Origin of the sequence: Sporichthya brevicatena (assembly GCF_039525035.1) — a bacterium.
Lineage (GTDB): Bacteria > Actinomycetota > Actinomycetes > Sporichthyales > Sporichthyaceae > Sporichthya > Sporichthya brevicatena.
Map to the genome: position 1 here is coordinate 52,400 of NZ_BAAAHE010000010.1, position 13,857 is coordinate 66,256.

Consider the following 13,857-nt stretch of genomic DNA (forward strand, 5'->3'; position numbering starts at 1 on the left):
CCGTTTCTGCTTATTCCAGCGGGTGCGCGCGCAGGTGGGCGACGAGCAGCTCGGTGAAGCGCTCGGGGGCGGCCTCGGGGATCCAGTGGCTGACGCCGGGCAGGATCTCGAAGGTGTACGGGCCGTCGACGTACCGTTCGGTGGTCTCCGCGCCCTTCCGCTTGAGCGCGACGTCGTGATCGCTCCACACGAAGAGCGTGGGTTGCTGCACCCGGGCGCCGGAGCGCCTCCAGAGGTTGACCAGCGGGAGCCCGCGGTACCAGTGGATCGCGCCGCGCAGTGACTCCGCGTCCGGGAAGCCGGCGAGGTCGCGCCGCGCCCCCTCCGGCGTCTGGCCCGCGTAGTCGGAGAGGAACCAGGTCCACCGGGCGCGCAGTGCCCGCTCGGGGAGCCAGGGCAGCTGGAAGAACAGGATGTACCAGGAGGAGAGCACCTGTCGGCTCGTGCCCATCGAGGCGAGGAACGCCCGTGGGTGCGGTACCGACACCGACGCCACCGTCGCGGCCCGCTCGGGATGGTCGGTCGCGAGGAACCACGCCACGATCGCGCCCCAGTCGTGGCCGACGACGTGGGCCCGTCCGCCGTACGCCTCCACCACGGCGGCCGCGTCGGCGGTGAGCTCGCCGATCACGTAGTCGCGCCGGCGAGGCGGCCGGGCCTCGGGCGTGTACCCGCGCTGGTCGAACGTCACCGTCCGGTAGCCGGCGGCGTTCAACAGCGGGACGACGCGGTCCCAGCAGTCCGCGTGCTGCGGGAACCCGTGCAGGAGCAGCACGACCTCGCCGTCCGCGGGCCCCGACGCCGAGGTCCGAAAGGTGCAAGGTCCGCGTGTGACGCTTGTCATGGGGAATACGGTCTCAGAAACCCGACAGGAGGCCTGCGATGCGCGATCGGCGGATGCGATTCGGAATCTTCATGGCGCCCTTCCACCCGCCGGGGGAGAACCCCACGCTGCTGCTCGAGGGTGACCTGGCGACGGTCGAGTGGCTCGACCGCCTCGGTTACGACGAGGCCTGGATCGGCGAGCATCACTCGGCGGGCAGCGAGATCATCGCGTCCCCGGAGATCTTCATCGCCACCGCCGCCGAGCGCACCCGCCGCATCAAGCTGGGCACGGGTGTCATCTCCGCGTCGTACCACCACCCGCTGTGGGTGGCGGAGCGCGCGGTGCTGCTCGACCACCTGACGCGGGGTCGGTTCATGCTCGGCCTCGGCCCCGGGTCGCTCCCGTCGGACGCGGCGATGATCGGGCTCGACATGCCCCGCACCCGCGAGCTGCTCGACGAGGCGACCGACCTGATCGTGCGGCTGCTGCGCAGCGACGAACCGGTGAACTTCACCAACGACCGCTGGACCCTGCGCGACGCCCGGCTGCACCTGCGGCCCTACAGCGACCTCGAGATCGCCATCGCCGCGGTCGCGTCCCCGTCCGGTCCGCGGTTGGCCGGCCGCTACGGCCTGGGCCTGCTCTCGATCGGGGCCACGATGGCCGCCGGGTTCGACGTCCTCGCCCACCACTGGGACGTCATGGAGGAGCGGGCGGCGCACTACGGGACGACCGTCGACCGCTCCGCCTGGCGCCTGGTCGGACTGATGCACCTGGCCGAGACCAAGGAGCAGGCCTACGCCGACGTCGAGCACGGAATTATGAAGTGGTTCCACTACTTCCAGAAGGTGGCCGCCTTCCCGCAGATGGATGTCGGTGACGGTGCCTCGGTGCGCGACCACATCGACTTCGTCAACTCCTCCGGCATCGGCGTGATCGGCACCCCCGACGAGGCGGGGGAGCAGATCGAGCGGCTGTGGAAGCAGTCGAACGGCGGCTTCGGCGCCTACCTGCAGCTCAACCACGACTGGGCGAACCCCGCGCGGAAGGCCAACAGCTACGAGCTGTTCGCCCGTCACGTGATGCCGGAGTTCCAGGGTCAGGCCTACAGCACCCGGGAGGCGGCCGCCCGGGCGGCGGCGGTGCGGCCGGAGCTCGCGCAGTCCAACCTCGACGCCGTCGCCGCGTCGACGGCGCGCTACGCCGCCGAGACCGCAAAGGGCTGACAGCGGCTGGTTCGGCAGGATGGGCCCATGGCGGACGTACCCCCACAGCCGGTCGGCCCGGCCTTCCCGATGCCGCCGCGCACCTCCCAACGGTCGGTGTGGGTGGCGGTCACCGGCATCGGGTCGATCGTCGGGTTCTTCATGTGCTGCCTCGGGATCGTGCCGGCGATCGTGTCGCTCTGCCTGGCCCCGGGCGCACGGCGCGAACTCGCAACCACCGACGAGAACCTCACCGGCGACGGGCTGATCCGGGCCGGGGTGGTCTGCAGCTGGATCACCATCGGCCTGACCGTCCTGGCGGTGATCGCTTTCGTGTTGTTCCTGTCGGCGTGGGAGTGGTCGATCGGGGAGTCGATCGAGTGGAGCAGCACGTGACCGAGGTCGACGGACCGGACCACGACGAGTACCCGGAGGCCGTCGAGACCGAGGCGCTCCCGACGGCGCGGTCCGCGGCGGTGGTCGGGATGCTCGGCGTCGGGTCGCTGCCGGGAATGCTGTTCTGCGGACTGGGGACGCCGATGGCGGTCCTCGCGCTTGCGCTCGCGCCGTCGGCCCGGCGGCAGGTCGTGGACTCCCACGGCCGGTTCGGCGGTCTCGGCCTGATCCGGGCGGCGCGGATCTGCAGTGTCATCAGCCTCGTGATCGCCCTGCTGATGACGGTCGGGCTCGTGCTCGCGTGGAACTGGCTGATCGACTACGCGCGCGAGCACAACGGCGACTGACGCGTGTTCGTGCTCTACCTCACGCTCACCTGGCTCGGCGGCCTCGCCGTCGTGCACCGGCTCTGGCCGCACCTGCCGGTCCTGGCCCGGCTGGCCGGCGCCTTCGCGGCCGGGACCGTGATCACCGCCTGGGTCGCGTTCGCGGCCGCGTGGACCGCCCACGGGCTCGGGTCCGACGACGCGACCGGCGTCGGGGTCTGGGTCGCGGCCGCGGTCGACGCGGGGCTCGTCGCCGCGGGCTGGCGGGGACTGCGGCCGACCGCGGTGCGGATGCGGTGGCCCGATCTGCTCGGCCTCACCGTCGTCCTGAGCGTCGCGGCCTGGGTGATGCGGGCGCGGCTCTCCGGCGACCCGCTCGCGGTGTCGCTGAACACCTGGGGCGACACGTCGTTGCACGTGGGCATCGCCCGGTCGTTCTCGGAGGGCGCGAACTTCCCGCCGGAGCTGCCGATCTTCGCGGGCGAGCCGATCCGCTACCACTTCGGGTTCGACTTCTACGCCGGGACGCTGGAGCGGGCGGGCCTGCCGATCGGGCTCGCGTTCAACGTCCCCGGCGCCGTCGCGTTCGCGGCGATCTGCGTCCTGCTCGTCGAGTTCGGGCGGCTGCTGTGGCGGTCGAGTGCGGTGGGCGTGATCGCGGCGGTGCTCTTCGCCACGAACTCCTCGTTGGCGTTCCTGCGCTACTTCGAGGCCGAGGGCGCGGACGGGCTCCGGCCGGGCACGCTCTGGGACCACGTCGGCTACGACGGCGGCGGGCCGTACAACGGCGACGAGATCTCCATCTTCATGACGCTGAACCCGTATCTGACGCAGACGCATCTGATGGTGGCGCTGGTCGTCGTGCTGTTCGCCGTCCTCGTGCTGCTGACGGACCTGCGGGGCGACGGCCCGGGCACCGGCCGGCCGGCGGGTCGGACGGCGGCGATCGGTCTCGGGCTGCTGCTCGGTGGGGCGTTCTGGTTCAACGGCATCGTCGTGGTGGTCGCGCTCGGCCTGGCCGGCGCGTTGTGCCTGCTCCACCGGGAGCTGCGTGGGTCTTTGCCGTTCCTGGTGGCCGGGGCGGTCGTGGCCCTCCCGCAGCTCGTCTGGCTGAACGGGGGGTTCGGCACCGGCGGGTCGGTGTCGTTCCACCTCGGCTACCTCGTCGAGGACTTCCACCCGGTCGACCCCCGGTCGTGGTGGGACTTCCTGCGCTACTGGTGGCTCAACCTCGGCGTCGCGCTCCCGCTGCTGGTCGCGGGGGCCGTGTTGTGCCGACCGCGCGAGCGCCGGGTGTTCGTCGCGGTGATGTCGGTGTTCCTGGTCGGCAACGTCGTCGCGTTCGGTCGGGAGCTGGGCGGCCACAACCACAAGGTCTTCAACCTGTGGGAGCTGCTGGTCAACCTGTTCGTCGCCTACGCCTTCGTGCGCCTCGTGACCTGGTTGTGGGGCCTCGCGCGGCCGGCCGCGATGGTGGCCGCGGGCCTCGCCGGCGTCCTGCTCCTCGCCTCGGGTGTCCTGGACTACCTGACGCTGAAGAACGACCCGCGCTACGAGGTGGTGGGGGACCGGGCCGCGGCCCTGGAGTGGATCCGCGAGCGGACCGCGCCCGACGCGGTGTTCCTGACGGCGTTCGGCGAGGTGTACACGACCCCGACGCTGGCCGGGCGGAAGGTGTACCTCGCCGGCTTCCGGCCGTGGGCCGAGATCATGGGCTACGACCACCTCCCGCGCGAGCAGCGGATCGCCGCCGTCTACGGCGCGGCGGACCGCGCCGCCGCCTGCCGGGCGTTGGCGGGGACCGGGGTCGACTACGTCGAGGTCGGCCCGGCCGAGCTCGGCACCACCGCGTTCGACGCCAACCCCGACCTGTTCCCGGGGGACTTCGTCGAGGTCTACCGCGACGAGGTGTACGCGTTCTACGACGTGGCGCGGTCGTGCCCGGAGCCGGGTCAGTAGGTGAACTGACCTCCGGCGTAGCGGTAGAAGAGCCACCCCTGCACCAGGACACTTCCCGCCAGCACCGGCGCGAGGACGCGGCGGGAGGAGGTGCGCAGCGCGAGCACGACGAACAGGGGCCAGAGCACGAGGGCGTAGCGGGGGAGGCTGATCAGCCAGGCCGCCGACATCGTGATGCCGAAGGCGACGACGGTGTAGAGCAGGTCGTCGGCGCGCAGCGCCCGGGCGCCGAGCGCGAGGAGCAGGACGACGACGGCCGCGGCCACCAACCGGCTGACGAGGACGAACTGCAGGTAGCCGTTGCCCTCGGTGGTGAGGCCCTCGACCGCGTCGGAGATCGGGACCCACGGCCAGACCCGTTCCTGGTGCCAGTGCTCCCGCTGGACGTCCAGGAAGTGGAACGGGCTGCCGTGCACGATCTGATTGATGCTCAGGTAGACGAGCAGGCCGGCGCCGCCCGTGGCGCTCCAGGCGAGTCGGCGCCACCGGACGCCGGGCGGTCCGCCCGCGCGGAGGGCACGGAACGCCATCGCCGCCGGTACCGCGACGCCCACCACCCGCGTGCCGGTGGCCAGCGCCCCGGCTGCGGCCGCGAGCGGCCACCGCCCGGAGCGGAGCGCGTGGGCGGCGCCGAGCGCCCCGACGAGGAACAGGGACTCGGTGTACGGCGCGAACAGGAAGAACGCCGTCGGGGAGGCGAGCAGCAGCAGGACGGCCCGGTCGGCCGCGGCCCGGCCGGCGTAGTCGAAGGTGACCCGGTGCAGCAGGTAGCAGGCGGCGACCGCGGCGGCGAACGAGACGGTCAGCCCCGCGAGCACGAGGTCGCGCACCACCACGTGCACGACGGCCACGGCGGCGGGGTAGCCGGGGAAGAAGACGATGAACAGCGGGTCGTCACCGCCGCTGCCCTCGGGGCGGTACCCGACCTCGGCCAGCCGCAGGTAGTGCGGGGCGTCCCACGCCGACCAGAGCGTGAAGAAGTTGCCCACCCCGTCGCCGCCGTGCCGGTCGACGGACACGACCCCGATCACCTGCAGGACGGTGCGCGCGGCCAGGCACAGCAGGGTGCAGCGGAGGAGGAGCTCCCGCACCCCCGGTGCGGCGGTGGTGCGGTCGCGGAGCCCCTCGAGCGCCATCAGGTGCGGCGGAACACCCAGCGGCGGAGCAGCAGGAACCGCATCAGGGTGGCGACCGCGTTCGCCGTCACGGTGACGGCGAGTTCGAGGTTGCGCCCGGGATCGGTGGTCGTCGCGTGGAGCAGCGCGAGGGTGCCGCTGGTCAGCCCGAGGGCGAGCGCGAACACGATCAGGCCCTGGGCCTGGTGCTGGGCCTGCCGGGCCCGGCCGCGGATGCCGAAGGTGAACCGCCGGTTCAGCGCCGTGTTGCCGACGGCGGTGATGAGCAGCGCGGTCGCGTTCGCGCCCTGGCCGCCCAACGGCGAGTGCAGGGCGAGGAACAGCAGGATGTAGGCGAGCGTGGAGAGCACCCCGACGGCCGCGAACCGGACGAGCTGCCGGGTCAACCCGGTGGGCACGCCCGGCGTGACGGGCTCCAGCGGCGACCGCCCGAGCTGGACGCTCAGGTCGTGCAGCGGCACCGTGCCGCGGGCGAAGGCCCGGATCAGCCGGAGGATGCCCCGGATGTCGTCGCGGGCCGTCGTGTAGATGTGGACGGTCGAGTTCGGGTCGTCCACCCAGTCGACCGGGACCTCGTGGATGCGCAGGCCGGCGCGCTCGGCGAGCACGAGCAGCTCGGTGTCGAAGAACCAGGCGTTGTCCTCCACGTGGGGGAGCAGGGCCTGGGCGACGTCGTGGCGGATCGCCTTGAACCCGCACTGGGCGTCGCTGAACTTCGCCGAGAGGGTGTGGCGGAGCATCAGGTTGTAGCTGCGGGAGATGAACTCCCGCTTCGCCCCGCGGACGACGCGCGAGCCCGGGTGCAGCCGGGTGCCGATCGCGACGTCGGAGTGCCCGGAGACCAGCGGTGCGATCAGGGGCAGCAGACCGGCGAGGTCGGTCGACAGGTCCACGTCCATGTACGCGAGGACCTGGGCGTCGGAGGAGAGCCAGACCTGCCGCAGCGCCCGGCCGCGCCCCTTCTCGGGGAGATGGACCACCCGCACGTGCGGGTACTCGGCGGCCAGTCGCTCGGCCTGCTCAAGGGTGGTGTCGGTGCTCGCGTTGTCCGCGACCGTGATCCGGAAGGTGTACGGCAGGTTCTCGACCAGGTGCCCGTGCAGTCGGCGGACGCACGGCTCGAGGTCGATCTCCTCGTTGTAGACCGGCACGACCACGTCGAGCACGGGGGCCGGCGACGTCAACAGGCCCCCCTCGTTCGGTTGCGGTCGGCTGTCCTTAAGAATGGCGGACATCCGGTGCGGATGCCGGTCGTGAAGTCTGTCCAACGCGCCCTCCGGTGTCGACGCCGGGGCGAAGGAGGGTCGGTGCACGCTTCCACCCCCCGGTCGACGGCATCACCGGCCGAGGGATTCCCGGCCCGAATTCTTTCTCGGTTGCTGCGCGTCCCGACTGAAATCTACGTGCTCGCCGGTCTTGCGGTGCTCACGCGCTTCGTGTGGCTGACCCGGCCGCGGGCGATCGTCTTCGACGAGGTGTACTTCCGCGACGCCGCCCTGCGGTACGCGGACGGTTCGTACTACTTCGACCCGCATCCTCCGCTCGCGAAGCTGCTGCTGGCGGGGTGGGCCAAGCTCCTGGGCATCGACGCGGCGCACGACGTGCCCGACGGCGCGACACCCACCCCGGAGTCGCTCGACCCGGCGGTGGCGCTGCGGGTGCTCCCGGCGCTGGCGGGCGCGGCGCTGATCGTCGTCTTCTACTACTTCCTCAAGGAAATCGGGGCCGGACGGAAGGTCGCCACCCTCGGGGCGAGTGCGCTGCTGCTCGACAACGCCCTCGCGCTGGAGTCGCGGCTGATCCTGCTCGACTCGATGCTGCTGTTCTTCGGGATGGCGGGCATCACCGTCTTCCTCGCGGCGCGGCGCAGCACGGGACGCAAGCACTGGATCCTGCTGACGGTCGCGGCGCTGCTGATCGGCGCCTGCGTGTCCACGAAGGTGACCGGGCTCTGCATCCTCGGGGCGGTCGGGGTGATCGGTTTGGTCACGACGGTCCAGCACCGGGTGCCCTGGCGGCGCTGGCTGGCCCAGGCCGCCGTCCTGGTCGTCGTGCCGTTCGCGGTGTTCTTCGGCTCCTACGCGATCCACACGCCGCTGCTGCCGAACAGCGGCGACGGGGACCGGTTCATGTCGGAGGAGTTCCAGGCCACGCTCAAGGGCAACCCGAACTACGACCCCGACGCCTCGATGGGGATGGTCGCGAGCTTCTTCGAGATGCAGCGCGCCACCCACGAGTACGAGAAGGCGCTCAAGGACCGGACGCACCCCTACCAGTCGGACTGGAAGGTCTGGCCGATCGAGAAGCGCTCGATCTACTACTACCTGGGCCCGGAGGAGGACGGCGGCAAGCACCGCTACCTCTACCTGATCGGCAACCCCGTCGTGTGGTGGGGAACGCTCGTCGGGGTGGCGGGGACCGTCGTCGCCTGGGCCCTGATGCCGGCGCTGTACCGGCCGCACCGGCGGCGGCTGGCGATGCTCGTCGTCGCGTACGTCGGGAGCTACCTGCCGTTCGCCTTCATCGACCGGCCGATGTTCCTGTACCACTACTTCTTCCCGCTGCTGTTCAGTCTGGCCTTCGCGGTCTACGGCGTCGGGATCCTCGCCCGCTGGGCGCCCGACCCGGTCCCCGTCGAGGCGCGGAGCAATGTGAACTCGGCGGTGGTGGACGAGCCCGACGACCGGGCCTGGCGCTTCGCCTCCCGGGCGTCGCTGGTCGGTTACGCCGGCGTGATCACGCTCGCCCTGCTGGTGTTCCTGTGGTTCTCGCCGTTGACCTACGGCTTCCCGCTGACCGACGCCGAGCTCCAGGACCGCATGTGGCTGAGCACGTGGCGGTGAGCCGCCCGGCCCGGGGGCGGCGATGACGGCGCTGCTGCTCCTCGCCTCTGCACTCGCCCTCGGGGCGGCCGCCGCCTGGCGTCTGCCGCTGCGGTTCTACGCCTTCGAGTACGTCGCCACGAGCGTCGTGGTCGGCCTCGTCGGCTGGACCTGGCTGGCGTTCCTGGTCGCCCTCGTCCTGCCGATCGTCCCGGCGATCGTCGTCACCACCGTCGTCGCGACCGCCGGCGCCGTCGCGCTGGTTTGGCCCCGGCGGCCCCGCGCGGAGGGGTTCGCCCGCCTGACCTCCCGCGGCGACCGCCTGCTCTGGGGCGCGGTCACGGCGGTCACGGTCGTCGGGCTGGGCCGGCTGTTCTGGACCCACAGCCTGATCAGCGAGTCCGACGGCATCTACAGCGCCGGCTCCTCGTGGGCCGACTACGGCGTGCACGCGGCGATCGCGAGCAACGTCGCGGAGTCCGACTCCCTGACGATGGACCTGCCGATCGCGAGCGGTGAGCGGCTGACCTACCCCTTCCTGATCGACCTGCTCTCCGGGCTGCTGATGCGGTCCGGCCTGAGCCTGCACCTGAGCTTCTTCCTGCCCGGGGTCCTGCTCGCGCTCGCGATCTGCCAGCTGGTCCTCGGGTTCTCGCTCCGCCTGTTCGACCACCTCGGGGCGGCCGTCACGACGCTGGTGCTGTTCCTCTGCACCGGCAGCGCGCTGGGTCTGAGCGAGGCGTGGTCGGACTGGCGCGACAGCGACCAGGGCCTGTTCGAGTTCCTCGGCGACCTCCCGCGCGACTACACGACGCTGTCCGACCGCGGGGCCGAGGTGACCAACCTGGTGGCGCACGCCCTGCTCCCGCAGCGGACGATCCTGTTCGGCCTGGGTGTGGCGCTGGTGGTGTTCCGCCTGCTGCAGGCCTCCCGCATCGGCGGGGCCTCGCCGGTCAGCACCCGGCTGCTCCTGCTCGCCGGCGGTGCGGTGGGCCTGCTGCCGATGGCGCACCCACACAGCTTCCTCGTGTGCCTGGGCGTGCTGGTCGTGCTGACGGGGGAGGCGGCCCTGGCCCGTCGCGGACTGCCCCGGCCGCACCTGGCGGCGCTCGGCCTCGCCCTGGTCCTCGCCCTGCCGCAGCTCGCCTGGCAGCAGCTCGCCAACGACCACGGGACCGGCGGCCGCTTCCACTGGGTGTGGGTCAAGCCCGAGGGCCAGCTCGTCGGCGAGTTCTGGTGGCACAACTTCGGCCTGATGGGCCTGCTGTTCCTCGTCGTCCCGCTCGTGCTGCTCCGGCGGCGGGAGATCGGCCTGCTGGTCTGGTGCGTCCCGTTCCTCGCCGTGCTGGTCGTGACGCAGGTCTACGCGTTCCAGCCGTTCGAGTACGACAACCTCAAGCTCCTCTACTACGTGTACTTCATGGGTGCGCTGTTCGCCGGGTACCTCGCGGTGCTGGCCTACCGGGCCTCCCGGTGGACGCTGCTGGCCGCGGTTCCGCTCGCGGTCGTGATCGCCGCCCCCGGGGCCCTCTCCATCACCTACGAGTTCGGGCTGCACGACCGGTTCGCGAGCCCGGAGGACGAGGCGGTGGCCGCCTGGGTCCGGGAGCACACCGAACCCGACGACGTGTTTCTCACCACTGACCGGCCGAACAACCCGATCTCGGCACTCGGTGGCCGCCCGATCGTCACCGGCTACATCGGCTGGCTCTACAACTTCTCGATCCCGTACGAGGAACGGCTGGCGGCCGTGCGCGCGGCGCTCGCCGGCCGCGTGGACGACCCGCTCGTGCGCAAGTTCGCGCCCGACTACCTGGCCGTGCAGGCGCAGGAGGGCCCGGAGTGGACGGTCGACACCGACGCCCTGGACGCCCTCGCGGACGCCGGTCGGGTCGCCTACGCCAACGCCGGATGGACGATCTACCGGCTCCCGTGAGGGCCCTTCAGAGCCGAAGCGGTATTCACTTTTGGACCGCTTCCCGCGTGGTGGTAAGGTCTCCCCTCGTGTCTGGGCCTCGCCCAGGCATGCGCGCGTGCGTCCATCGTCCTGCGCGGTCTCCGGTCCGGCCGGCCTTCGTCGCCAGGACCGCATCCCGGTCGATTTTCTTTCCGGCAGGGACGTGTGGACGGGTTCGACACACCCGACCGCGGGGGTCGCCTCCGTTCGGACCGCGACCGCGATGAGCTCTACACCTCGAAGAAGACGGAGAAGCGGTGCCCACCATCCAGCAACTGGTCCGGAAGGGCCGGCAGGACAAGGTCTCCAAGACCAAGACCCCTGCGCTGAAGGGTTGTCCCCAGCGTCGCGGCGTGTGCACCCGCGTCTACACCACGACCCCGAAGAAGCCGAACTCCGCGCTGCGCAAGGTGGCTCGTGTCCGCCTGACCAGCCAGATCGAGGTCACGGCGTACATCCCCGGCGTCGGCCACAACCTGCAGGAGCACTCGATCGTGCTCGTGCGCGGCGGCCGTGTGAAGGACCTCCCGGGTGTGCGCTACAAGATCATCCGCGGCTCGCTCGACACCCAGGGCGTGAAGAACCGCAAGCAGGCGCGCAGCCGCTACGGCGCGAAGAAGGAGAAGTCCTAATGCCGCGTAAGGGCCCTGCGCCTAAGCGCCCGGTCATCGTCGACCCGGTCTACCAGTCGCCGCTGGTCACCCAGCTGGTCAACAAGGTGCTGCTCTCGGGCAAGCGCTCGGTCGCCGAGCGCACCGTCTACGGCGCTCTCGAGGGTTGCCGCGCGAAGACCGGCAACGACCCGGTCGTCACGCTCAAGCGCGCGCTCGACAACGTCAAGCCGACCCTCGAGGTCCGCAGCCGCCGCGTCGGTGGCGCGACCTACCAGGTCCCGGTCGAGGTCAAGGCCGGCCGGTCCAACACCCTCGCGCTGCGCTGGCTGATCACGTACTCCCGCGCGCGCCGCGAGAAGACCATGACCGAGCGCCTGATGAACGAGATTCTCGACGCCAGCAACGGCCTGGGCGCGAGCGTCAAGCGGCGCGAGGACACGCACAAGATGGCGGAGTCCAACAAGGCCTTCGCGCACTACCGCTGGTAGTAGGGGGAACGAACTCAAGTGGCAGTCAGCACCGCCGGCGTCGACCTCGCCTCGGTCCGCAACATCGGGATCATGGCGCACATCGACGCGGGCAAGACCACGACGACCGAGCGCATCCTGTTCTACACGGGCATCACCTACAAGATCGGTGAGGTCCATGAGGGCGCCGCCGTCATGGACTGGATGGAGCAGGAGCAGGAGCGGGGGATCACCATCACCTCCGCGGCCACCACCTGCCAGTGGGACGGCCACACCATCAACATCATCGACACCCCGGGCCACGTCGACTTCACCGTCGAGGTGGAGCGCAGCCTTCGCGTCCTCGACGGCGCGGTCGCGGTGTTCGACGGTGTCGCCGGTGTCGAGCCCCAGTCCGAGACCGTGTGGCGTCAGGCGGACCGCTACGGCGTCCCGCGCATCTGCTTCATCAACAAGCTCGACCGCGTCGGCGCGGAGTTCCACCGCTGCGTCGACATGCTGGTCTCGCGGCTGAACGCGACCCCGCTGGTCCTGCAGCTCCCGATCGGCGCCGAGGCGGACTTCAAGGGCGTCATCGACCTCGTCGGCATGAAGGCCCTCGTGTGGCCGGAAGAGGCCGCCAAGGGCGAGATGTACGAGACCGTCGACATCCCGGACACCCACCTCGAGGCTGCGCGCGAGTGGCGCGACCGGCTCATCGAGACCCTGGCCGAGGGTGACGACGCGATCATGGAGCTGTACCTCGAGGGCACCGAGCCCACCGAGGAGCAGATCATCGCCGGCACCCGCCGCGCGACGATCGCCGGCAACCTGACCCCGGTCGTGTGCGGCACCGCGTTCAAGAACAAGGGCGTGCAGCCCATGCTCGACGCGGTCGTCCGCTACCTCCCCTCGCCGCTCGACATCGGGGCCGTCCAGGGCCACGCGGTCGGCAAGGAGGACGAGGTTCTCGAGCGCGAGCCGGCGAACGACGCTCCGCTCTCGGCGCTGGCGTTCAAGATCATGAGCGACCCGCACCTCGGCAAGCTGACCTACATCCGCGTCTACTCCGGCACGCTCACCGCGGGCACCCAGGTGCTGAACAGCACCAAGGGGAACAAGGAGCGGATCGGCAAGATCTACCAGATGCACGCGAACAAGCGTGAGGAGATCGAGAAGGTCACCGCCGGCCACATCGTCGCGGTCATGGGTCTGAAGAACACGACGACCGGTGACACGCTGTGCGGCCCCGAGGCCCCGGTGATCCTGGAGTCGATGACCTTCCCGGCCCCGGTCATCTCGGTCGCGATCGAGCCGAAGTCCAAGGGCGACCAGGAGAAGCTGGGTGTCGCCATCCAGCGCCTGGCCGAGGAGGACCCGACCTTCCAGGTCCGGACCGACGAGGACACCGGCCAGACGATCATCGCCGGCATGGGCGAGCTGCACCTCGAGGTGCTGGTCGACCGCATGCGCCGCGAGTTCAAGGTCGAGGCCAACGTCGGCAAGCCGCAGGTCGCCTACCGCGAGACCATCCGCAAGCCGGTCGAGCGCTACGACTACACCCACAAGAAGCAGACCGGTGGTTCCGGCCAGTTCGCGAAGGTGCAGATCGCGATCGAGCCGACCGGCGGCGGCGACGGTGGGTACGAGTTCGAGAACAAGGTCACCGGTGGCCGCATCCCGCGGGAGTACATCCCCTCGGTCGACGCCGGTTGCCAGGAGGCCATGGAGTTCGGCGTGCTCGCCGGCTACCCGATGGTCGACGTCAAGGTGACCCTGCTCGACGGTGGCTACCACGAGGTCGACTCCTCGGAAATGGCCTTCAAGATCGCGGGTTCGATGGCCTTCAAGGAGGCCGCCCGCAAGGCCGACCCGGTTCTCCTTGAGCCGATGATGAGCGTCGAGGTGCGTACGCCCGAGGACTACATGGGCGACGTCATCGGCGACCTGAATTCCCGCCGTGGCCAGATCCAGGCCATGGAGGAAGCCTTCGGCATGCGCGTCGTTCGTGCGCTCGTGCCGTTGTCGGAGATGTTCGGCTACGTCGGGGATCTCCGGAGCAAGACCCAGGGGCGTGCGAACTACACGATGCAGTTCGACTCGTACGCCGAAGTGCCGCGCAACGTGGCGGACGAGATTGTGAAGAAGGCTCGCGGCGAGTAAGTAGCCC

At 70.7% G+C, this 13,857-nt stretch carries 12 protein-coding genes; 9 read left to right on the forward strand and 3 right to left on the reverse strand.

Annotation, left to right across the window (positions count from 1 at the left end):
• Positions 1 to 10 precede the first annotated feature (10 nt).
• Positions 11 to 844, reverse strand: coding sequence for an alpha/beta fold hydrolase (locus ABD401_RS07065; protein WP_344603042.1), 834 nt, complete (start codon positions 842 to 844; stop codon positions 11 to 13).
• A gap of 53 nt (positions 845 to 897) precedes the next feature.
• Here ABD401_RS07065 and ABD401_RS07070 point away from each other — a divergent pair, with 53 nt between their 5' ends.
• From ABD401_RS07070 to ABD401_RS07085, 4 genes are read left to right on the forward strand one after another with little or no spacing between them, the layout of a single operon-like run.
• A complete protein-coding gene (locus tag ABD401_RS07070) occupies positions 898 to 2,052 on the forward strand; it encodes an LLM class flavin-dependent oxidoreductase (protein WP_425566079.1) in 1,155 nt (384 codons plus the stop codon).
• A 27-nt stretch (positions 2,053 to 2,079) separates the two neighbouring features.
• Positions 2,080 to 2,427: a DUF4190 domain-containing protein gene (locus tag ABD401_RS07075; RefSeq protein WP_344603046.1), complete on the forward strand. Its 348-nt coding sequence runs from the start codon at positions 2,080 to 2,082 to the stop codon at positions 2,425 to 2,427.
• Positions 2,412 to 2,774 carry a hypothetical protein gene (locus tag ABD401_RS07080; protein WP_344603048.1) on the forward strand — a complete coding sequence of 121 codons (363 nt, stop codon included), beginning with the start codon at positions 2,412 to 2,414 and terminating at the stop codon, positions 2,772 to 2,774. The genes ABD401_RS07075 and ABD401_RS07080 overlap by 16 nt, the downstream gene beginning before the upstream one ends.
• A 3-nt stretch (positions 2,775 to 2,777) precedes the next feature.
• Positions 2,778 to 4,712, forward strand: coding sequence for a hypothetical protein (locus tag ABD401_RS07085; RefSeq protein WP_344603050.1), 1,935 nt, complete (start codon positions 2,778 to 2,780; stop codon positions 4,710 to 4,712).
• Here ABD401_RS07085 and ABD401_RS07090 read toward each other — a convergent pair.
• Both ABD401_RS07090 and ABD401_RS07095 read right to left on the reverse strand, forming a co-directional pair.
• Positions 4,706 to 5,848, reverse strand: a complete 1,143-nt coding sequence (locus ABD401_RS07090) for a mannosyltransferase family protein (protein ID WP_344603052.1) — start codon at positions 5,846 to 5,848, stop codon at positions 4,706 to 4,708. The genes ABD401_RS07085 and ABD401_RS07090 overlap by 7 nt on opposite strands.
• Positions 5,848 to 7,083, reverse strand: a complete 1,236-nt coding sequence (locus tag ABD401_RS07095) for a bifunctional glycosyltransferase family 2/GtrA family protein (protein WP_344603054.1) — start codon at positions 7,081 to 7,083, stop codon at positions 5,848 to 5,850. The genes ABD401_RS07090 and ABD401_RS07095 overlap by 1 nt, the downstream gene beginning before the upstream one ends.
• A gap of 168 nt (positions 7,084 to 7,251) precedes the next feature.
• Here ABD401_RS07095 and ABD401_RS07100 point away from each other — a divergent pair, with 168 nt between their 5' ends.
• From ABD401_RS07100 to fusA, 5 genes are all read left to right on the forward strand, one after another.
• Positions 7,252 to 8,691: a phospholipid carrier-dependent glycosyltransferase gene (locus ABD401_RS07100; RefSeq protein WP_344603056.1), complete on the forward strand. Its 1,440-nt coding sequence runs from the start codon at positions 7,252 to 7,254 to the stop codon at positions 8,689 to 8,691.
• A gap of 22 nt (positions 8,692 to 8,713) precedes the next feature.
• On the forward strand, positions 8,714 to 10,606 hold the full coding sequence (locus tag ABD401_RS07105; protein WP_344603058.1) for a hypothetical protein: 1,893 nt from the start codon (positions 8,714 to 8,716) through the stop codon (positions 10,604 to 10,606).
• Between the two features lie 278 nt (positions 10,607 to 10,884).
• Entirely contained in the window at positions 10,885 to 11,259 is a 375-nt protein-coding gene (gene rpsL, locus ABD401_RS07110; protein WP_019875540.1) for a 30S ribosomal protein S12, read from the forward strand.
• The gene (gene rpsG, locus ABD401_RS07115) at positions 11,259 to 11,729 is read left to right on the forward strand and encodes a 30S ribosomal protein S7 (RefSeq protein WP_019875542.1); all 471 of its coding nucleotides are present in this window, start codon (positions 11,259 to 11,261) and stop codon (positions 11,727 to 11,729) included. Before rpsL ends, rpsG begins: the two co-directional genes overlap by 1 nt.
• A gap of 18 nt (positions 11,730 to 11,747) precedes the next feature.
• A complete protein-coding gene (gene fusA, locus ABD401_RS07120; protein ID WP_344603061.1) occupies positions 11,748 to 13,850 on the forward strand; it encodes an elongation factor G in 2,103 nt (700 codons plus the stop codon).
• The last annotated feature ends 7 nt before the right edge of the window (positions 13,851 to 13,857 follow it).